The sequence below is a fragment of the Bradyrhizobium australafricanum genome (assembly GCF_020329495.1).
Taxonomy (GTDB): domain Bacteria; phylum Pseudomonadota; class Alphaproteobacteria; order Rhizobiales; family Xanthobacteraceae; genus Bradyrhizobium; species Bradyrhizobium australafricanum.
In genome coordinates this window covers 1-18759 of the sequence record NZ_JAGKJL010000100.1, presented here as the reverse complement: position 1 = coordinate 18759, position 18759 = coordinate 1, and the positions used below count along the sequence as shown (strand labels likewise).

Sequence of the window (18759 nt, the reverse complement as noted above, 5' to 3'; positions counted from 1 at the left end):
AAGCGCTCATTCAGGATGTTCCAGTCGATCAGCGCTGCCAACCGCACCAGCGGATGACCCATGTCGATGATCTGATCAAGCGCCGGAAGCAACAGGTCTTTCTGGCGATCATCCCGCGGCTTGCTCATCGCATTCCCCAATGTCGACGACGCCGTCAGGGAATCACGAATCACCCAAAAGCAAAACCTAAAACGCAAGAAAGCGAGGTCCAATACCCCGCTTTCCTGCAAAATCGAATACTACATCAAGACCAATTCTGCTTATTTCTCAAGTCAATCCGCTTTCTTCACGGACGACTCTCGACAACCTTTTGCTAGTGACTTGGGAGCCCTCGCACCTTTGTGCGGGCGTGAGGTCGGCCACAACTTCCTTCAGCGCCGTCGTCTCACGACGCAGATCCTTCACCTCGCCTGAGGTTGCGCACGCGGCCGTGTCGCCCGCCAGGCGACGCTTGCCGGCTTCGAGGAACTCCTTGGACCAGCCATAGTATATTGAGGAGGCAATGCCCTCGCGCCGGCACAGTTCGGAGATATTTTCCTCGGCCCGCAGCCCTTCCAGCACAATACGGATCTTCTCTTCCGCCGAATATTGCCGGCGTGTCTGACGCCGAATGTCCTTTAGCACTCGTTCTGCCGGTGCTTTGCCCGGTCCGGATTTCTGCTTCATCTTCGCTCTTGGTGGCTACGATGAACCAGAAATCCGGACCGGGCAAAGCGCGCAGATCGAGGAATTCTTGCGCGACCCCAGCTCGCGGCAATGCGCTCCTTGCGCAGGGTCGTCCTGCGATCTTCCACCCCGACAACGGTGCCGAGTACAACGCGAAAGCCACTCGCGCCTTCCTTGTGTCACTCAAGTCGCCACCTCCCGGGCACCAGGAGAGTGTCTACGACTAATTCAAGGTTGACCTCGGCGATTCCGGTCCGCTCTCTTCCATCGACGAGATTGTCGCTGAAATCTACACTACGACAATGATCGCATCCACTCCGCACTGAAAATGAAGAGGTTGTGACGCGCACGGCGAGCCGCCGATCATGCTCGTGGGCATGCCGAGCGCCGGACACTGGGAGTCTTACGAAACGGTTGCGTCACTCTTCGTCTAAGTCACTGACAAGCGGCAGTCGGTCAGATCGACCACGACGTCTCTCGCAGAGATGACACCTCTCCGATGAGTGATCGCTAGCACAGTCACATCGCCCGCTAGAGTGCGTATATGGTCCATAATGTCCAGTTCGATTCGTTCGTCCAGTGCGGAGCTAGCCTCGTCGAGAAGAAGGATCTCCGGCTGGCCGTAGAGCGCGCGGGCAATAGCAACGCGCTGTCGCTCCCCGCCGGAGAGCTTCAAGCCGCGTTCTCCAACGGTTGTTTCAAATCCTTCCGGTAGCGCCTCGATGAACGGGAGAATAGCGGCTTCTTTCGACGCGTCGCGAAGGCGTACCTCGTCGCGGGGCCGTCCCAATAAAATGTTGTCAGCTAGCGACTCATTGAGCAACGTCACGTCCTGCGGCACGACAGCAACCGCGGCATACCATTCCGCGCGATCGACGCTCGCTATATCGGTTCCATCGACGAGAATTCGGCCGCGGTCGGGTTCAATCGATTTCAGGGCAAGCTTAAAGATCGTGGACTTCCCCGATCCGGCTTCACCGACAAGAAAGGTAATCCCGCCGCGCCCGGCCTTAAACGAAACGTTGGTGACGCCACGACCGTTGTCGTAGGCATAACCAATGCTCTCGAAAGAGAGCTCGCCAGCGGAGGGCTTGAAATCGTGAGCATGAGATGCTTGCCGCTCTTCTGGTGCCGCCCACAGTTTACCTAGAGGGATGAGGTCGGCGCGCGACCGCGCCACGTCAGAGATCGCCCTCGCTACCGTCTCAAAGGGCATATTGAGCTGAAGTAGAAGCGTATTGAATAGTACCATATCGCCGATGTGACCGCGCCGGCGTGGTATTCAGGTATTAGAAGGAGAAGCGTGACCGCAAATTGTAGAGCGACGGCGAAGCCGAGCACGGTGATGAAGACCAGCCGTTGCAACACGTAAACTCGCCAGTTATCACGCACCTCCCGCGCCCTTGTCATAAAGCGTTCGTTCATCCAGCAGTGACTGCCGAAATGGCGCAACGTGTCCATCGCGTTCATAACGTTGCCGACGAACCGAGCATTCTCCTGCCCGGCTTCGACCGCCGCATCCAGGAACGCGCGCGCCTGACGTATGGAAATCCATGTCAATGCAATCGCGATTGCCCCATAAAAGCCGACGATTGCAGCGATCTGGATATTGAGGAGCGCGCCGAGGGTAACGAGCGTAAGCAGAAGCTGCGTTGCAGCAGGGATGAAGACGACTATCCCAAGCTGGACCAACATGGTCAATGCGCTGCGCCCGCGAGCGGCCGCACTCTGTAGCTCAGCGGGGATTGCACTCGAGAAACAATGCTGCGGTTTTCCTCAGGATGCGATCGAAGAAGCGAGTTGCAGCAATAAAGCTCAGGTTCTCGGCTGCCATGAAGGAGAGATGCTGCAGCGTGCGCTGCAATGCAGAGGCTACGCCGACCAAAACCGCATATCCAGCGAACCCCCAAGCAACCACCGACATGTCTTTGCTGAGCGGAAGACGATCAATGAGACACGAAAATACATAGGGGCCTGCGACGCTGCTGGCGCTGGAGATCAGCACCACCGCCGCAACGATGAGAAGTAAGGGCCGATCGGATCGCCAGTACGCATGCAGAATTTCGGAAGCCGGCGGCAATACGCTGTCGTTGACCTGATGTGGCTGATCCACGGAGTGGGGCTTTGCTTGCACTAAGAGAGTTGACGTGGCCATGCGATCTGAATTCCATACGATCTCACATTCTCACATAAAGATGCGGCTCAGCAAACTTTGCTGCAGTTTGTCGTTACTAGACATCAACCCACCGTCATCCAACTGCCGACATTGGTAGGTTGTCGCCCACCTTCTCACATGAGAGAGTGTCTGTTATGGCTCGACACGTTGCCGCGCCACTCTCTGTGGCTTTTACTGAAGCCCACACTTGAGACGAGAAGCTCGATCACCCGGAGATTGACATGAAGAGCGCAACTGCAGACACGCCTAAGCAACCATTGCGGCCCGATACAACTGACCTCCCCTTGCCGGTGCTGCCACCTCCCACTATTGAGGGAGAGAAGGCCCCTTTCCCTAACGACAGCGCTAACCAGGGCTACCTTTAAGATCATTCGTCACTTCGTTACCGCCTCTCACACGAGAGGCGGTAACGATTAAGTCCAGGAACAAATGCTCAAAGCCACTCTGAAAATAGCCGATTTGGAAAACTTCGATCCTTTTGCCAGAGGCAGTGCGATACAGTTTGGCGAAAGCTACATCTGGCCATTCCAACATAAGAGCCTTGAGAGCTCGTTAGTGACGAACTCTGAGCAATGGTTCTTCGTCATACGTGAGCGTCAAGGAGCGGCGGTCGAAGCTGGCGTTCATTCGGTCGTAATAGCCCATGCGTCTACGGATCAGTTTCGTCAGAACTACCAGAAATACATGCACTGGCCGCTCGATTTTATCGTGATCGAGGGCGCTCGCCGGGGTCCTCGGTTGCGTGTACGAGGAGGCCATATTGGCAGCCTCCCAATTTACTTCCACGTGGAGGAGCGCACTCGTACGGTTACGCTCTCCTGGGATTTCATGGATCTCTTGGATAAATCGAGAACGATTGATGCAGAAATCATAAGCCATCATCTATCTATGAGAACGTTCTACTCTGCGCGGCAAGCCTGCGTAGGCGTTAACCTGCTGACAGCTGGCGCCACCTTGTACGTCGACAGATCGCGAACGTCATTTGAGTATGGGACGACAACTTCATCAGCCCCTGAGCTCTCTGGACGAGAGGACAGTAATCATGTCCTTGAGTTTTCTAATACTCTTCAGGCGGTTGTTCGTTCGCGGCCGACCGCCTTCTGCGCAAGTGCTGTGGAGCTGAGCGGAGGAATGGACTCCGCTTCCGTCGCAATTGCTGTTGGCGAGAGCATAGAGCCGCTAGCATGTGGCGGGATACTATTGGGCGATGGGAGTAGCCCCAAGCAGGTTGACCGCCGAGCGAGCATTTTGAGCGCACTGAATTGCCGCGATCACAAAGTTGAAATGCGCGCCTACATGCCGGCGATTGATTTAGATCTCGACCCGAAAGGACGCCTGCCACTAATTTCTGAATATTACCTTGAGGCGTTCGGGTCGCTCTGGGATCGGTTTCGCGGTGATGGCTGCGAAATAGTCTGGTCCGGCATAGGAGGAGACGAGTTTTGCGCTCGCTTCACCAGCGACGAGGATGAACCCAGGTCTCCATCTTCACCCCACCTGGATATCGCGCTTGGGCTTGCAGAAGACCTATTGACGAAACGCGGGCTCGACGCCGCTCGTTCATCCTTCCTTTTTAGCGCCCCCATCAGTGCAACTCAATCCACAACTCTGCTCGCAAGTCTTTGTCATGCTCGCCCACTCGCGACGCGAGGACTTTGGCCCATCCGCCCATTTGGCGATTCGAGATTGATCAAGTTTGGAGCCCAGCTTCCATTTGCACTTCGCTCGCGCAAGGAACTCCTCCGTTGTTACTTGCGTGAGCGCTTGGGCTCCGACGTATTTCCACCCGGTTACGCAAAGGAGACTTTTGCACTTGTACTGCCAAAGGCAATTATGAATCGTTCGGACATAATTTCATCCCAGCTTGCTTCTTGCGCCTTGGCCGACTTCGGCTTGGTTTCGCAAGAGGCTGTCATGGCGCTCTTAAACAGGGTGATAACAACACACGAATTTTCCGCGACAAGCACTTTGGCTCGGTTTTTATGGGCGGAACGGTTTGTTCGGCAACTCTGTTGACTGCGCCATTATCAACGATGCAACATTCCCGGGCAAAGCACGGGTCATTGCAGCTACCGCTTAGACCAGTTTCAAGGATAGCATGTTGATCTCGGGATCTAGGCCGGGGGCGTCTTGCGCGAAATCGTCGAGGTGAAGTCGAGCTGCGAGCGGCAGTCGCTCTACGCAGCAATCGGGCAAGTCGTGGGTACCCTCGGCGATCGTTGCCGGCTAGCGACGACATGGTGGGCGAACTCGGCGCGTCCCGCCCTTCGTCCTTCCCACATTAGGTAGGCGACATGAAACAGCATGTCCGAGCGGCGTCAGCTGCGGTCGCGTTCGCTTACTATCGCCGCTGCGATGTCCTCGGCGTGTACGAACGCGAAACCAAAACGTGCAACGAGATTAGTGTCGCCGTATGCGGAAGACAAGTGGACGGATACGACCACGACCGTGAATGCCAGGTCAGCGGCTTGTTACCGTACTTATATCACCACGGCGCGAAATCGCCTTGGATATTGAGCCCCGGGACGTCGGAGATATGCATCGGCTATGAGGACGACACATTGTCCTTCTTTTCGGTGAAAATCATCAGCGGTCACGTTCAGGTATTTGATTGCCGCCAAGTCCTGCCCTTCACATACACAGTATGGTGGAGAGACGCGCAATCCGATAGCTGCTGATGCCCCTCGGTTCGCGGAGTTAGGCCGGGACGACGTTGAACTGGAGAACTGCGAGGCGGCCGGCGACGCTGGAGCTGGCTTCCGCGTCTCTCGTTTCCGACGCTCCAATAGCTTTGACGGCGGAAGCGCTTCTGGCCCAGATCACCGTCGCCAAATATGCACAATGGCGAGCCGCTTTATCGCCAGAAGTCGGCGAAGAGGCGAAGACACATTTACACCGTAAGCGCCCGGTCATGACCCGGGCTTTTGTTCGCCGCCCTTCTCGCCGCGGCCGCGATTGGTTTTGTGCTCGCGGATGAAGTCGGTCAGGCTTTCGAGGCCGAAGTCAGTGAAGGCGGGGATCTGCTGATCGTCGGGCCCGTAGACCCAGAGGCAACCGTCTTCCGGCTCCATGTCGACATAGACCATAGACCTCCCACAGCAGTTCGGCGTCCTCGCCGAGCATTTCGGCAGCGAGCGGGAGGGTGTAAACCCGGGTGATCGCAGCCACGGTCAGGCCGCCAGTCTGGCGTCGGATGGGGCGCGCCAGTTCCAGGGAAGAAGCTCGTCGATGCGATTGGCTGGGTGGTCGCTGACGCTGCCGATCAGGTCGGCGAGATAGGCCTCCGGATTGATGCCGTTCAGCTTGCAGGTTTATGCCGCCCACCGAACTGTGCCGAACGGGTTTGGTATGGCACGCCGTTGTCACGCTGGCACCGTCGATCGCGTGCAGGGCAGCCCCACTCCATTCGGCATAGTCTGGTCGTTCAGAGCGCCTCCAGAAAGGCGAGCAGGCGGTCGTTCGGCTGGAAGCGGGTTCGCTTGCCGCGCCCGTACGGCTTGAGCTTCGCCAGGGCAGCTTCCTTGAGGGCGAGGTGGGCGTGCAGGTGCAGGCGTCTGCGTCGCCTCGACCGATTCATGACCGAGCCACAGCGCGATCACGGAGCAGTCGACGCCGGCTTGCAGCAGTTCCATCGCAGCGCTGTGCCTCAGCACGTGCGGTGACACGCTCTTGGCCTTCAAAGACGGGCAACCCTTGTGAGCGACGCGAACATGCTTTCCCAGGAGCGACTGGACGCTGTCGGCACTGAGCCGGCCCCCGTGCACGTTGGGGAACAACGCTGTTGCTCCTTTCCGTAACGGTTCCTTGAGCCATACCTGGAGCGCACACCGAGCGAGTGTGGTCAGCGGAGTGGTCCGCTCCTTCCGCCCTTTACCGACGCATCGTACGTGTGCGCCAGACCCGAGGTGGACGGCATCCCGGTCAAGGCCAGTCAGCTCGGAGAGGCGTCAGCCCGTCTGGGCCGCGACCAGCAGCAAGGTGTGATCGCGGCGGCCAAGCCGCGTCGTTCGATCGGGCGCCGCGAGAACCGCCTCGATCTCGGGGCGCGTCAGGAAGTGCACCTGTCGCTTGTCGTCGTGGCGCTTGCTCGGTATGGCGAGCACGCGCTGGATCAGCGCACTGTGTGCCGGCTCCTCGAAGGACACGAACCTGAAGAAGGATCGGATGGCGGTCAGACGCAGGTTACGCGTCTTCGCACTGGCGCCGCGCTTTACTTCGAGATCGGTTAGGAACGCGCCGATGAACGTTGCGTCCAAATCCGTGAGCGTCAGGGCCGATGGGGGCTTCCGCAGCTGCACCTGTGCGAACATCAGCCGGAACGTGTCCCTGTAGGAGGCGATCGTGTTGGCGCTAACATTGCGCTGGCGCATGAGGCGCTCGGTGAAGAAGCGCTCGATCAACGTGGCGACATTGCAGGCGGGCTTCATGACGTCACCTCCCACCGCCGATCGAGACGCCGCGCCGCTTCTTCCATCAACTCGGGGCAGGCCGAGAGATACCAGTAAGTATCGCGCACGCAGGCGTGGCCGAGGTAAGTGGAGAGCACTGGGAGTTGTTGCTCGACGTCCTTGCCTTCGCGATACCAGTCGAGCAGCGTCCGGATGGCGAAGCGATGACGGAAGTCGTGCACGCGTGGCCCGGTATGATCACCTGGGCGCCGCAGCCCGATCTCTCGGGACAATCGCCAGAAGACGCGATGAACGTACTGGTGCAGCAAGCGGCCTCCCTGTTCGGCAACGAAGAAGGTCGAGCCGCAGCGTGATCCGAGCATCGCGTCGCGCAGGTGGGCGTAGTCGCGCAGCGCGGTTCTCGCCGTCGGATGCAATGGCACGAGCCGCGACTTGCCGAACTTGGTCAGCCGGACCGTCAGCACGCCGGCGCCGAGGTCGACGTCATCACGCTCCAGGCCCATCGCCTCGGATATACGCATGCCCGTCACCGCGATCAGCCCGAACAGGGTATGGTAGGTCCATCGGCGCAGCCCGCCCGCTGGCGGCAGAGCCAGCGCTGCCGTCAGCAACGCATCGATCTCCGCATCGCTGTAGACATAGGGCTTGGCGCGCTTCCATCCGGGCAGCATGCCGACGGGCGGTACCTCCGTTCTCGGATCGAAGTTGGCGACATGGCGCGCGAACCCGCGCACGTCGCTCAATCGCAGCGCCCAGGATGCATGACGATCGGGCGGCAGCGTTGCCCATTCCATTGCCAGCTTCGTCGTGATGATCCTGGCTTTGCGCTTCTCCATGAAGGCGACGAAGTCGGCGAGCCGTCGGGTCTGGTGCTCGTACTTGTATCCACCCCCCTTGCGCATGCTCAGGTACTTATCGAGTGCGGAGCGCAGATTGGTCATTGCGCGCCTCCCGGCCAGGGCAGGCTCAATGTTCTCAGCGCGTCGATGTCGACCTTCGCGTAAATCCGGGTAGTGTCGTGGTTCTCGTGCCGCAGCAACTGTCCGATCTCCGACAAGGTCGCGCCAGATCGGAGAAGCTCGGTAGCGAGACTGTGTCGGAAGATATGGGCGCCGCGGTGTGCGCAACCTTCGATTCCAACCCGATCGAGGGCTGGCCTTGGCGATCATGGTGATCGCACATCCGGAAGCAAACCCGATGTGCGGCGCGAGTGTGCGGACGAACAACCGTCGGCACGACGACCTTGGGCGGCCACTGCGCAGATATGCAAAGATGGCCGCGCCAACGTCTGGCGGTATCGGCATCCGTGCACGCTGTCGGCCCTTGGCGCGAACGAGTATCTCGCTGGCGCGCCAGTCGATATCATCGAGCGTGAGCGTCGCGACCTCGTCGGCCCGCAGGCCGAGCTTGGCCAGCAACAACAGAATGGCGTAGTCGCGCCGTCCCATCACCGTCTCTCGGTCGCAACCGTCGAGAGCCTTCCGCACCTGTGCGGCAGGCAGATAGGTCGGCAGAGTTGCGAGCTTCCATCGCCGCATCGATGGAACGCAATCCGCCAACGGGCGCGCGTTCAGCCCCCGATGGTGGAGGTAACGGAGAAAAGCGCGCAACGACCAGCGCATCGCCTTGCCTGTTCCCGGGCTCCAATCCTGGGCGTGGCGCTCAATGTAGCGGATCACGTCCTCTTAGCTGATCTTGCACAGGGCGGCGGCGCCGCCGGAGCACACCTCGTGTAGGAATCTGCGGATGACCGGGAGATGGCGTACGATGGACCTCGGGGCCAAGCCGCGCTCTGATCGCAGGTAGGCATCGAACTCCTTGAAGATCCGTTCGTGCGGGGTGAGAGGCGGTAGCACCAACGGCGCGATCACGCCCTCCTCGCGCAGCACCGACAACTATCGCTTGAGCGCGGCCCGGTCACCGGGTTGGATAGACTGCCTCCCGCCTCGATGTCGGAGGTACCGCTCAACGACCTGCTCATCGAGATCGACCAGCTTGTAGCGACGGCCCGCGATCCAACTCAGGAGCCCGCCAACCACGTTGAGGCAACGCCACGCGCCATGCCGAACGAGCCTCTCCTCGACGAGACGAGCGGCGTAGCGCTCGACGAACTGTCCGTGCGTCCCGCATCTGAGACGCCGGTACAGCCGGCTGCTGCCCAAGTACTCTTCAACTTCCATCTTCCTGTTCTCCGCTGTTGAAACGAACTATGCCGAACCCACCAAACGCCGGTCAGCGAGAAATCTGGGGAAAACGTCCCGACTCGGCATAGTTCGGCGGGCGGCATAAACCTGTAAGCTCAATGGCGTCAATGCCGAGCGCTGGCTCGCTGACGTTCTCGCAAAGCTCGTCAATGGTTGGCCTGCGGCGCGACTGGACGAACTGCTCCCTTGGGCGTCGACGTACACGATGCATGCTCACGATCCGAGGCTGGCAGCATGAGCCTGAACACGACCGCGGTCCGGATCAAGGTGACCCTCAAGGAGGTGAAGCCGGAGGTGATGCGATGCCTTGTCGTGCCGCTCACGCTGCGCCTTGATCGGCTGCATCTGGCGCTTCAGGAGGCATTTGGCTGGACGAATAGCCACCTCTTCGAGTTCTTCGCTGGTGAGGTCCGTTGGGGGATTCCTGATCCCCACAACGATTACGGCCACCAGCCCATGGATGCCAGCAAAGCGCGGCTTTGCGATGTCGTTCGCGAGACCGGCGCCAAGACGATCCATTATCTCTATGACTTCGGGGACAGCTGGGACCATGTGATCAAGCTCGAAAAATGGTTCGACAACACCACGACAGAGGGCCTGCCCTCCTGCTCGAGGCAGCCGGTCGTTGTCCTCCGGAAGACGTCGGCGGTGCGCCGGGTTATGCCGAATACCTCGAAGCCATCGGCGACCCCACCCATCCAGAGCACGAACATATGCGCCTCTGGGGCCCGGAGCGGTTCGATCCCAACGTCGTCGATCGGAAGGCGCTCGAAGCCGCCGTCAACGCGTTGTCCGACACATGGAAACCGCGGCGACGCGCCACGCGAACAAAATAGGCGTCAAGCGCCATTCAAAAGGGCCGCAGAGCTACGCTTACGATCCAGCCGAAGACTTCTTCGATGCGTTTGCGGCAGCGTTGGCTGATATCGTAGCCGCTGTGACGCGTGGTACGCGCGTCGATCGCCGTCTTGCGCCGTTTGCCGGTCTTACTCAGATGTCCATCGATCGCGATATGCGGGGTAACCGATCGATCTCTCAGCTCGTGCACGAACTGCGTGACATCATAGGCCTTATCCGTACGCACACGACGAGGGCCGCCCGATTGACGCATGCGCGCGGGTCTTGAGAGCGCTATGATGGCGTTGGGTGAAGATCAGGCGGCCCGCTGATCGGGGGGCTCTGCAGCCTGGCGCAGAAGCTTCCATTCCCAGGGCAGCAGTTCGTGCAGACGCGAAGTGGGAAGATCGGCGATACGGGTGAGGACGTCGGCAAGCCAGGCCTTTGGATCGACGTCATTGAGACGACACGTCGTGATCATCGTCAGCATGATGGCGGCACGGTTGGCCCCACGCTGGCTGCCGGCGAAGGTCCAGTTGCGCCGTCCCAAGGCGATGCCTCTCAATGCGCGTTCAGCGCAATTGTTGGTCAAGCAGATCCTGCCGTCGTCGAGGAAGCGGGCGAAGCCCTCCCAGCGCCTGAGCATGTAGTTGATCGGCTTCAGGACCTCGGACGAGCGCGAGAGGGTTTCGCGCTCGCGCAGCAGCCAGGCGTGCATGTCGTCGAGAAGCGGCTTGCTCTGTTCCTGGCGGACGGCGCGCCGGTCGTCAGCGTCACAGCCGTTGATGGCGCGCTCGATCTCGAACAACGCGTCCAGCCGCTTGACCGCCTCCAGTGCGATCGGGGAGACCGGTTTACCCTTCTTGCCCTCCCGAGCATTTTTCTCGATGTCAGCCAGCTCGAAGAAGCCTCGCCGGGCATGGGCAAAGCAATACGCCGGCGTAATTGGTAGTGTCTTCTTCTGCGGATCGAACAGCGGCTCGAAGCCGTTGTAGCAATCGGCTTGCAGGATGCCGGCGAAGGCGGCCAGATGCTTCTGGGGATGCTCGCCTCGTCGGTCACCCGAGGCGTAATAGACCGCCGCAGGCGGCGCAGGCCCGGCAAAGGGCCGATCATCCCGTACATACGTCCAGATCCGTCCGGTCGTGCACTTGCCCTTCGCCAGGATCCGGATGGTAGTGTCATCGCCATGAAGGCGCTCGGCAGCGAGCACATGGCGTTCGATCAGGTGGAAGAGCGGCATGACCGCGAAGGTCCCGTGGCCGACCTGGTCCGCCAGCGTCGACAACGACAGGTCGATCCTCTCGCTCTTGAAGCGCGCGCTTTGGCGGTTGAGCGGGATATGCATGCCGAACTTGTCGAACAGGATGGTCGCGAGCAATTGTGGACCGATGAAGCCGCGCGGCGTGGCATGGAACGGCGCAGGCGCCTGACTGATCGTCTCGCAATCGCGGCAGGTGAACTTCTCGCGTACCGTCTCTATGACCTTGAAGCGGCGCGGGATCTCCTCCAGCGTCTTGGTCACATCCTCGCCGACCTTCGCCAGCCGTGATCCACCGCAGCAGGCGCAGGTCGTTGGAGCTTCAACGACGACGCGCTCGTGTTCGATATCGTCTGGCCAAGGCTTGCGCACCGGCCGCTTACGCGTGAAGGGACGGACGTTCTGCGTCTTCGCCGCCGCCGCCTGAGCGGCAAGCTCATCCTCGCTCGCCGTGGTTACGAGTTCCTCGAGCTCCAACTCCAACTGCTCGAGCAGCCGTGCCGAGCGCTCGGATCGCTGCCCGTGCAGTTCGCGCTTGAGCTTCTCGATCCGCAGCTCAAGATGTGCGATCAGCGCTTCGTTGTCCGACAGCTCCGCCCGCGCACTGGCGGCATCCGCGACAGCGACATCGCGCTCAGCCTGCAACGTCTCTCGCTCGGCCAGCAGCGCAAGGTAGGCGCTCGCGAGGTCAGAAGGAAGATCGTCCGGCTTCGATGTCATGAAGCCATTGAATCAGATCGAGCAGCAGATTCAAATCGTAAAAGCGGCTATCCGACCCGCGTCGGCCGATGGGTATCTTGAGGGTTACGCCAATCGATTCCGGACAACAGGTAGCTCATCTGAGCCGGCGAGATCGTCACAGCTTCACCCGCAACCGATGGCCAGACGAACTTTCCTCTCTCGAGTCTCTTGGTGAACAGGCATGCTCCCTGGCCATCGTGCCAGATCACCTTCACAAGATCGCTTCGGCGACCGCGGAAGACGAACAGATGACCGCTGAGCGGGTCCTTGCGCAGCACCTCCTGCACCTGGAGCGCCAACGACGGAAAGCCTCGGCGCATGTCCGTGTAGCCTGTCGCGAGCCACACTCGCGCGCCCGTGGGAACTGGGATCATCGGCGGACCAAAGCATCGAGAACACGACGTAGCGCGTCTCCATCAACGTCGCCATCGACCCGGATGCGGTGCCCGGTACCAAGATCAATCTCGATGATGCCGTGGCTCTTGCGTCGACGCGTCGTCGTCGTCAACGGCGCTTCGGCCACCTCCCGCGGTGGCGCGGACGACCCAATCTCGACCGGAACAAACGGCGCTATGCTCGCTTCGCCGTGCCTGCAAAGCTCCTTGCGCCACCTGAACAGCTGGCTCACATGAAGCCCGGCCACGCGAGCCACCTCGGAAACATTGGCGCCGGGCTCCAGCGACGCTGCAACAAGCCGTTCCTTCTCATCTTGCGACCAGCGGCGCCGCCGCTCGACCGACGTGATCACCTCCGCCCTCGAAATCGTCATAGCGCTTCTCCTAGGATTACCCCTAGGACCTGCAGCGATCGCGTTCGTCAAACAAGGCGGCCCTCAACGGAGGGATACCCTTATCCGCCCCAGAGTGATCCGCTTCGCGCACCTCCGCCTGTCGATCATGGCAAGCGCAATCTCCCGTTCGGCGGTGCCCGTCGCTTGGCTCACCCCACCCAAAACCGCTAAACCGTTGCGGTTCTCCATCAGAGCATGGCCCATATAGCTCAGCTTGGCTGGCTGGCCGTCACCCTTCTTGTAGAGCCGCGCCTCAGGATCGGTCGTGCTCGCATGGGTCTCGTTGGATCGCTTCTCCTTGTGGAAGCTGCGCTCGGCGTTGCGTCCCGGACCGTCCTCGTCTTTGTCGCTGCCATCCTTTCCTTCTTCCGGAAGCTCTTGATCGAAGCCCCAGGCTTCAATCAGCGTACCATCCACCGAGAAGTGATCGCTCGATAGCAGGCGCTTGACCTTTGGCTGCGCCAAAGGCGCGTTCGAGAACTTGGCCGCAATTTCGCCTTCGAGCAGCCGGTCGCGGTTCTTCGAGAAGGTCGAATGGTCCCAAACCGTATCGTCCACCCCAAGCCCAACGAACCAGCGGAGCAGAAGATCGAACTCCATCCGTTCCATTGGATGCCGTTCCGAGCGAACCCCATAAAACGCCTGCAGGAGCATCGCCCGAAGCAACTTCTCCGGTGCGATCGAGGGGCGACCGAAGTCTGTATAGAACTTGCCGAACTCCCCAGAAAGGTCGCGCAGCGTCGCATTCGCCAAGTCCCGGATTACCCGTAGCGGGTGGTCGACGCGAACCCGAGCCTCCAGGTCCACATAGCTGAAAAGCGAGCCGGACCGTTCGTCACTTACTCGCATCGTGCCCCCCGGTGAAATCTCGGCCCTAGAGAATCACGATACGAAACACTTCGCTACCGGCTTCTTCAACAGCCTGCTAACCCCTCGATGAGCCAGAGCCTCCCTTCTCGAAACGCCTGATCAGTCTCAAATTATCTGACGTCGTCGGACAGCGGGACGTTATTGACCGCACAGAGACACGCGCCGGCTGCGCGATCGAGCGGGTCTATGTCGACAACGACTACCGGCGGCCACGACGCGCGAAATCCCCGCCGCGTCTTCACTTCAGGTCAGAAGCGCGGCGTCGTCGGCGCGAGCTGTGCCGCGCAGTCCTCCTCTCAAACTCTGTAATATTGAATCATTTAATCGGCAGTTGCCGGCCGAAATAGATGCTGCCTCTGGAGCGAGTGGGCAGAAGCACGTTTGCCCGGAACACGGCGGCCACTCGGAGCTCGTTTTTTCATAATCTTGGTTGTTCTCCAATTGACTTCGGTGGCCGTTTTCGATTCAGACAGGCGCAGACAGAAATGCGTAGCCTTCACGAAGAAGAGCTATCTGATATTCTCGGCTATGCATCGGATTGCGCTCTTCGTTACAAATGGCGTATCCGATGTCGTATATGCGCTTGACCCTCTCCTCACGCCGAACGCAATACCCCGCGAGCGCGGTTTCCAGGTCGTGGCTGCGATGGAGTTCCTGAGCGAGGACCAGAGCATCCTCGATCGCCATGGCGCCGCCCGACGTCATCTGCGGTGTCAGCGAGTGAACCGAGTCACCCAACAATACGACGCGGCCGCGGTGCCATGGTGCGGGCATCATCAATACGTCGAACGGGCGGTAGCTTATATGATTGCCCTCGCCGACCAAGTCGGCCGCTTGGATCAGTTCGGGCGCCGTAAATGGGGCGAGCAGGTTTCGAACATAATCGCAAACCTGATCTTGAGCGACACGAAGCTTTTCATCCGTGGTTTCCAGGAAGAATAGGTAACACAGCTCCTTCGACAGCGGCAGCGCGCCAACCACTCTCCCCGTCGGATGGCGATAGAGGATGAAGCCGTCCATAGCTTCGGTCCGAGAAACAGTGTAACGCCACACTCCTTGGCCAGCGTAGTGCGGCTTGAACTCTTCGCCGAAGATTTGCTGGCGCGTCTTGGAATAAACGCCATCGGCCGCGATCAACAAGTCTGCGCGATCTGTCTCGCCGTGCGAGAGCTGCACCGTCACGCCCTCAGCGTCCTGATCAATCCGAGTGACAGTCGTATTGAAGGCGATCTCGGCGCCGCTCGTCCTGGCGGCCTCCTCCAGGATCTGCCCGAGGCGCGGCCGCATGATCCCTAGTGCGGCTGGACGATCCGGGCCCCAAATTCTTGGCGAGAACTGCTGATGCAGCGGGTTTCCGGCGGCGTCGCGTATCGATACGACGTCCCACCCGTGACCGCCTTGCAGACACGCTTCCACCAATTCCAATTCGGCGAGCGCTCGCAGCGCATTCCCGAGTAGGGTGATGCCAGTCCCTATCCGGTCGCTCCTATCTCCCATTTCGATGACTCGCACAAACACGCCGATGCGTCGAAGCGCATGGGCGGCTGTCAAGCCGCCAATACCACCGCCCACGACGATAACGTTCTTCACCGCGCCCATGTTTTCCTCCTACACGTCCGTTGTTCATCTCCCGTGGTGAACTGCGCCACTGCGCCTTCTCTGTGTGCAGTTCATCCGCTCGATACAGCGAGACTGCGATGTACTTCGTTTCGAGAGATTCCTTGATGCCGTCGGTCGAGCGTTCCCACGCAAGACCGCTCGTCTTGCTACCGCCGAAGAGCGCCGCGGGATTGGAAGCGAGCCCCCTGTTGAACACGACCATGCCGCTCTGCATCTGGCCAGACAGACGCAAACCCCCGCTTCAGATCCTTCCGAACCTAGTTTCGTTGGCGTGCGTCACGGCGTGCGCCCCGCCGTCGAAGGGCACGATTGGCGCCACTTCGCTGAGATGGACGCTGAGGTGCGGCCGCTGCTGAAACTCGTCGATCACCGACTTCTAAACGATGTCGAAGGACTGGAGAATCCGACCGCCGCGGTCATCGTCGATTGGTTCTTTGACCGCATTCTTGGCTGCTAGAGTGTGCGGATTTAGGAGAATGACGAGTCTTGGGTGGAGGTTAGGGTCGGTTGAGTGAGGCCATGAGCTGGGGCAGACGAAGAAAGGGTCTTCGCAGCTGCGCCTGAGCCGCAAAGTCGACGCCATCTGTAGAACTTTGATGGTGTTGGTCCCGATCTCGATCATGCGATCAGCGTAGATTGTGAACGGAGCTGCTTGTGTCGGACTGCCTATCGCCTTCATCCGGTGCACCGTTCGCAAGTGAGGCCGAACTGCAAGCCAACTTTGTGGCGCCTAATGGAGCTTGGGCGGCCAGATCTGCCAATCATCGTCACAGATCGGACAAATCTCGCCTTCCTCGATGCCGAGATCACTCAGGTGCCCGTTCACTGAGTGCGGAAATCGCCAAGGCAAATCCGCCGTGTCTGGCGTCGAGTGCAAAACGGATGTCCCCGAAATCGAGCGAAGCCTCATAGCGTCGGTCGCAGCAGGCATGGTAACCGCAAACGTTACGTTCTGAAGGCCGCCGCTCTCCAGGTGACCAATTAAGACCATGCAACCGGCTACCATGTGTGCAATCCAACGAGTTAGATCGCCCCAGCTAACTCTAGGCGCACTCATCACGAAGTGCGACTACCAATTCTTGGAGGTGGAAGGGCCGCGGGATGTCCCGATCGCTATTGAACTAGGTCGGGCCGGCGCGCATCCTCAATATCGTCGACGATGTCACCAAGGAATGTCTGGGCGCCATACCTGACACGTCGATCTCGGGCCGGCGTGTTGCGCGGGAACTGACGACGGTTGTCGCGCGGCGTGGCAAACCCGGCCTGATCGTCTCCGACAACGGCACTAAACTCACCTGTAACGCCATCCTGGCCTGGTACAAGGAAACCGGCATCGACTGGGACTATGCGACGAACGGGCGTCAACTGAAGCGGCCTAATTAAGCTTCAGCTCTTTGATTGCAAGCCGCGAAATGGCTGAAACGTTCGTTACGCCGCGCGCGCGGACCTCAATGACCTTACGCGCGATAAATTCGCAAAGTGGGTCTCCTCGCTCGACCAACCCAAGCGATTCCAGCGTGAGCCGGTAAGCCCAATTAAGCGATTTCCGCTCTTTTTCCGTATAGGTACTTCCGGCGAGCAGGCGATTGATTGTCATCGGCCAACGATCCCGTTGAACCGATAAACATGCCCGAATAGGGGACCATTGTCGTAGATCAAAAAACAAAGTCAAAGTTCTGCTACATGGCACATGTATGTACATCTCATAAGCGCTCTACGAGGTTGCGGGGTGACCTCTACCGCGGCGAAGCTTTCAGGCGGCCTCCTATGGTTGCTCGATTCGACCGTATGTTTCGACAATGTGGTGTGTTGTAAGTCGGTAGTCTTGTGTTCTCGCCTCAGCAATATTGGCAAGCCGCCGACCGGAGGGGAAAGTTAGGCGAGCGCTGATGTTGAAGTGAGGGTATTTGCCTCGGAGTTTCGGGTGCAACTCAGCGGCAGCTTCTACATCGAACGCTTCAATGTGCCTGCCACCCCAAATTTCAATGATGTTTTTCAATGGGTATGATCGACCCAACATTCTCTTGGTTAGTATTTGCGCGTCCATCCATTGATAGGCAATCCTGACGCAGTCATCGTGTTCGTCCCGAACGCTTGCGTGTTGATACTTGACACGCTTTTTAGCTTCCGCAATTTCGGTCGCTGTGAGCTTGCTTGAAAGCGATTCTGGCATTAAAAATATCTTGCCACGCTCGGAAGGTTAGACGTCATGGCTGTCGGGACTACCACCGAATTTGCTAGTGCCTCCGTCGGGCTAGTCGCATAACCGACGTTCGTTTAGGTTCTTCAGCCAATCTTCCACGTTGCTGTAATCCTCGCTGTGCTGGACGGTGATCCTGCCCTTCGGGTTCAGGATTGCGCCTGGATTAGCGAGGCTTTCATCGCCACTCGCAGTTATTGGCAAAGGGGCCGAATACCCAATGCAGCGCCACCCAATTATCGGCTCGCGAACAACCTCAACATACTCACCTACCTCGTTCTCAATAGCATATAGGTACTCAAACCCAGGAAAAGCCGGGATGATCGGCGCTAGTGCTTCGCTGTTGCGGTGGAAATCGCCGATCACGGTTTGGGTTGAACCATCGATCAGATGAATCTTCGAAAGTGTGGCGCCGTCTTCGTTCTTGCCTCCGTAGCTGACATGAATGATGTGTCGCGGATTGATGTTCGTGATACTCAGCATGTCGTCATCCCATCGATTGCAATCCGTGACACCGGTAATGTAAGGCGTCAGCCTCGATGGCCGAGCAACGATCGTGCCATGAGCCGCGACGAGAAGATCAACATTCGCTTCAGGTCATCTAGGGCATTCCTGGCGGGTCGGCAACGACCGCTTGGATGCCTAGAAGCCGACAAGCGCGCTTGGGCGTTTTGCGCCTATTTAAATGCTAGGACCGATCGACATTCAGGATTCCCAAGCGGTTTGATCGCTGATTCATAGAGTTCCGTGATTCGAGACACGGAGCAGATGGTGGCGGCGAAACGATATGAGCTGACGGAGGCGCAATGGGCGAGGATTGCGCCACTGCTGCCGGGGAAAGCTGGCGACCCGGGACGTACGGCTGCGGACAATCGACTGTTCGTCAACGGATGTTTGTGGGTTTTGCGATCGGGCGCACACTGGAGCGACCTGCCGGAACGGTACGGCAAGTGGAAAACGGTGCATCAGCGCTTCAGCCGCTGGT

General features: G+C 59.3%; 17 protein-coding genes and 10 pseudogenes. 7 read left to right on the top strand and 20 right to left on the bottom strand.

Annotation, left to right across the window (positions count from 1 at the left end; translation table 11 throughout):
* The 5 genes and pseudogenes from J6525_RS43235 to J6525_RS43215 all read right to left on the bottom strand — a co-directional run.
* A partial coding sequence (locus tag J6525_RS43235; RefSeq protein WP_225644121.1) for a hypothetical protein occupies window positions 1-212 on the bottom strand: 212 nt, incomplete at its 3' end.
* Between the two features lie 124 nt (window positions 213-336).
* Window positions 337-666: pseudogene (locus J6525_RS43230) on the bottom strand (transposase); the annotation flags it as partial.
* 430 nt (window positions 667-1096) lie between these two features.
* Entirely contained in the window at window positions 1097-1846 is a 750-nt protein-coding gene (locus J6525_RS43225) for an ATP-binding cassette domain-containing protein (protein WP_225649217.1), read from the bottom strand.
* A gap of 17 nt (window positions 1847-1863) precedes the next feature.
* Window positions 1864-2367: a hypothetical protein gene (locus tag J6525_RS43220; protein ID WP_225649216.1), complete on the bottom strand. Its 504-nt coding sequence runs from the start codon at window positions 2365-2367 to the stop codon at window positions 1864-1866.
* Window positions 2368-2401: 34 nt separating this feature from the next.
* A complete protein-coding gene (locus J6525_RS43215) occupies window positions 2402-2821 on the bottom strand; it encodes a hypothetical protein (protein WP_225649215.1) in 420 nt (139 codons plus the stop codon).
* A gap of 450 nt (window positions 2822-3271) precedes the next feature.
* Here J6525_RS43215 and J6525_RS43210 point away from each other — a divergent pair, with 450 nt between their 5' ends.
* Entirely contained in the window at window positions 3272-4858 is a 1587-nt protein-coding gene (locus J6525_RS43210) for an asparagine synthetase B family protein (RefSeq protein WP_225649214.1), read from the top strand.
* 893 nt (window positions 4859-5751) lie between these two features.
* Here J6525_RS43210 and J6525_RS43205 read toward each other — a convergent pair.
* From J6525_RS43205 to J6525_RS47150, 6 genes and pseudogenes are all read right to left on the bottom strand, one after another.
* Complete coding sequence (locus J6525_RS43205) at window positions 5752-5928, bottom strand: hypothetical protein (RefSeq protein ID WP_225649213.1); 177 nt, start codon at window positions 5926-5928, stop codon at window positions 5752-5754.
* Between the two features lie 84 nt (window positions 5929-6012).
* A pseudogene (locus tag J6525_RS43200) lies at window positions 6013-6153 on the bottom strand (transposase domain-containing protein); the annotation flags it as partial.
* A 113-nt stretch (window positions 6154-6266) separates the two neighbouring features.
* Window positions 6267-7269 (bottom strand): annotated as a pseudogene (locus tag J6525_RS43195) (tyrosine-type recombinase/integrase).
* Window positions 7266-8192, bottom strand: a complete 927-nt coding sequence (locus J6525_RS43190) for a tyrosine-type recombinase/integrase (protein WP_225649212.1) — start codon at window positions 8190-8192, stop codon at window positions 7266-7268. Before J6525_RS43190 ends, J6525_RS43195 begins: the two are co-directional and overlap by 4 nt.
* The gene (locus tag J6525_RS47155; RefSeq protein ID WP_312010060.1) at window positions 8189-8356 is read right to left on the bottom strand and encodes a tyrosine-type recombinase/integrase; all 168 of its coding nucleotides are present in this window, start codon (window positions 8354-8356) and stop codon (window positions 8189-8191) included. The genes J6525_RS43190 and J6525_RS47155 overlap by 4 nt, the downstream gene beginning before the upstream one ends.
* Window positions 8357-8531: 175 nt before the next feature.
* A pseudogene (locus J6525_RS47150) lies at window positions 8532-8699 on the bottom strand (tyrosine-type recombinase/integrase); the annotation flags it as partial.
* An 841-nt stretch (window positions 8700-9540) separates the two neighbouring features.
* Here J6525_RS47150 and J6525_RS43180 point away from each other — a divergent pair.
* Both J6525_RS43180 and J6525_RS47765 read left to right on the top strand, forming a co-directional pair.
* Window positions 9541-9693: pseudogene (locus tag J6525_RS43180) on the top strand (transposase domain-containing protein); the annotation flags it as partial.
* Window positions 9690-10291, top strand: a pseudogene (locus tag J6525_RS47765) (plasmid pRiA4b ORF-3 family protein). The pseudogenes J6525_RS43180 and J6525_RS47765, both read left to right, overlap by 4 nt.
* Before the next feature lie 29 nt (window positions 10292-10320).
* Here the strand turns inward: J6525_RS47765 and J6525_RS43170 are convergent.
* The 5 genes and pseudogenes from J6525_RS43170 to J6525_RS43150 form a co-directional block, all read right to left on the bottom strand.
* Window positions 10321-10578: pseudogene (locus J6525_RS43170) on the bottom strand (transposase); the annotation flags it as partial.
* A 30-nt stretch (window positions 10579-10608) separates the two neighbouring features.
* On the bottom strand, window positions 10609-12273 hold the full coding sequence (gene tnpC, locus J6525_RS43165) for an IS66 family transposase (protein ID WP_225649211.1): 1665 nt from the start codon (window positions 12271-12273) through the stop codon (window positions 10609-10611).
* 47 nt (window positions 12274-12320) lie between these two features.
* A complete protein-coding gene (gene tnpB / locus J6525_RS43160; protein WP_446471739.1) occupies window positions 12321-12641 on the bottom strand; it encodes an IS66 family insertion sequence element accessory protein TnpB in 321 nt (106 codons plus the stop codon).
* A 23-nt stretch (window positions 12642-12664) separates the two neighbouring features.
* Window positions 12665-13063 (bottom strand): IS66-like element accessory protein TnpA, encoded by a 399-nt coding sequence (gene tnpA / locus J6525_RS43155; RefSeq protein ID WP_057016786.1) that lies wholly within the window; start codon window positions 13061-13063, stop codon window positions 12665-12667.
* A gap of 114 nt (window positions 13064-13177) precedes the next feature.
* Window positions 13178-13933 (bottom strand): annotated as a pseudogene (locus J6525_RS43150) (transposase); the annotation flags it as partial.
* A 152-nt stretch (window positions 13934-14085) separates the two neighbouring features.
* On the opposite strand from J6525_RS43150, the pseudogene J6525_RS43145 reads away from it, so the two are divergent.
* A pseudogene (locus J6525_RS43145) lies at window positions 14086-14224 on the top strand (IS5/IS1182 family transposase); the annotation flags it as partial.
* Between the two features lie 195 nt (window positions 14225-14419).
* Here the strand turns inward: J6525_RS43145 and J6525_RS43140 are convergent.
* A complete protein-coding gene (locus J6525_RS43140) occupies window positions 14420-15553 on the bottom strand; it encodes an FAD-dependent oxidoreductase (RefSeq protein WP_225649209.1) in 1134 nt (377 codons plus the stop codon).
* A gap of 64 nt (window positions 15554-15617) precedes the next feature.
* Between J6525_RS43140 and J6525_RS47370 the strand changes: the two genes are divergently transcribed.
* A complete protein-coding gene (locus J6525_RS47370) occupies window positions 15618-16031 on the top strand; it encodes a 6-carboxytetrahydropterin synthase (RefSeq protein WP_376708649.1) in 414 nt (137 codons plus the stop codon).
* Window positions 16032-16711: 680 nt separating this feature from the next.
* Window positions 16712-16945: pseudogene (locus J6525_RS43125) on the top strand (DDE-type integrase/transposase/recombinase); the annotation flags it as partial.
* 4 nt (window positions 16946-16949) lie between these two features.
* On the opposite strand, the gene J6525_RS43120 reads toward J6525_RS43125, so the two are convergent.
* From J6525_RS43120 to J6525_RS43110, 3 genes are all read right to left on the bottom strand, one after another.
* On the bottom strand, window positions 16950-17171 hold the full coding sequence (locus J6525_RS43120; protein WP_141343286.1) for a hypothetical protein: 222 nt from the start codon (window positions 17169-17171) through the stop codon (window positions 16950-16952).
* 168 nt (window positions 17172-17339) lie between these two features.
* Entirely contained in the window at window positions 17340-17747 is a 408-nt protein-coding gene (locus J6525_RS43115) for a hypothetical protein (protein ID WP_225649208.1), read from the bottom strand.
* An 81-nt stretch (window positions 17748-17828) separates the two neighbouring features.
* Window positions 17829-18257, bottom strand: coding sequence for a hypothetical protein (locus J6525_RS43110; protein WP_141343287.1), 429 nt, complete (start codon window positions 18255-18257; stop codon window positions 17829-17831).
* A 285-nt stretch (window positions 18258-18542) separates the two neighbouring features.
* Between J6525_RS43110 and J6525_RS43105 the strand changes: the two genes are divergently transcribed.
* A partial coding sequence (locus J6525_RS43105; protein ID WP_225644397.1) for a transposase occupies window positions 18543-18759 on the top strand: 217 nt, incomplete at its 3' end.

Bases quoted from the DNA above. Each gene is read 5' to 3' on its own strand.
- J6525_RS43215 (WP_225649215.1), bottom strand. From the start codon at position 2,821: ATGGCCACGTCAACTCTCTTAGTGCAAGCAAAGCCCCACTCCGTGGAT.
- J6525_RS43210 (WP_225649214.1), top strand. From the start codon at position 3,272: ATGCTCAAAGCCACTCTGAAAATAGCCGATTTGGAAAACTTCGATCCT.
- J6525_RS43205 (WP_225649213.1), bottom strand. From the start codon at position 5,928: ATGGTCTATGTCGACATGGAGCCGGAAGACGGTTGCCTCTGGGTCTAC.
- J6525_RS43190 (WP_225649212.1), bottom strand. From the start codon at position 8,192: ATGACCAATCTGCGCTCCGCACTCGATAAGTACCTGAGCATGCGCAAG.
- tnpC (WP_225649211.1), bottom strand. From the start codon at position 12,273: ATGACATCGAAGCCGGACGATCTTCCTTCTGACCTCGCGAGCGCCTAC.
- tnpA (WP_057016786.1), bottom strand. From the start codon at position 13,063: ATGACGATTTCGAGGGCGGAGGTGATCACGTCGGTCGAGCGGCGGCGC.
- J6525_RS43140 (WP_225649209.1), bottom strand. From the start codon at position 15,553: ATGGGCGCGGTGAAGAACGTTATCGTCGTGGGCGGTGGTATTGGCGGC.
- J6525_RS43120 (WP_141343286.1), bottom strand. From the start codon at position 17,171: ATGACAATCAATCGCCTGCTCGCCGGAAGTACCTATACGGAAAAAGAG.
- J6525_RS43115 (WP_225649208.1), bottom strand. From the start codon at position 17,747: ATGCCAGAATCGCTTTCAAGCAAGCTCACAGCGACCGAAATTGCGGAA.
- J6525_RS43110 (WP_141343287.1), bottom strand. From the start codon at position 18,257: ATGCTGAGTATCACGAACATCAATCCGCGACACATCATTCATGTCAGC.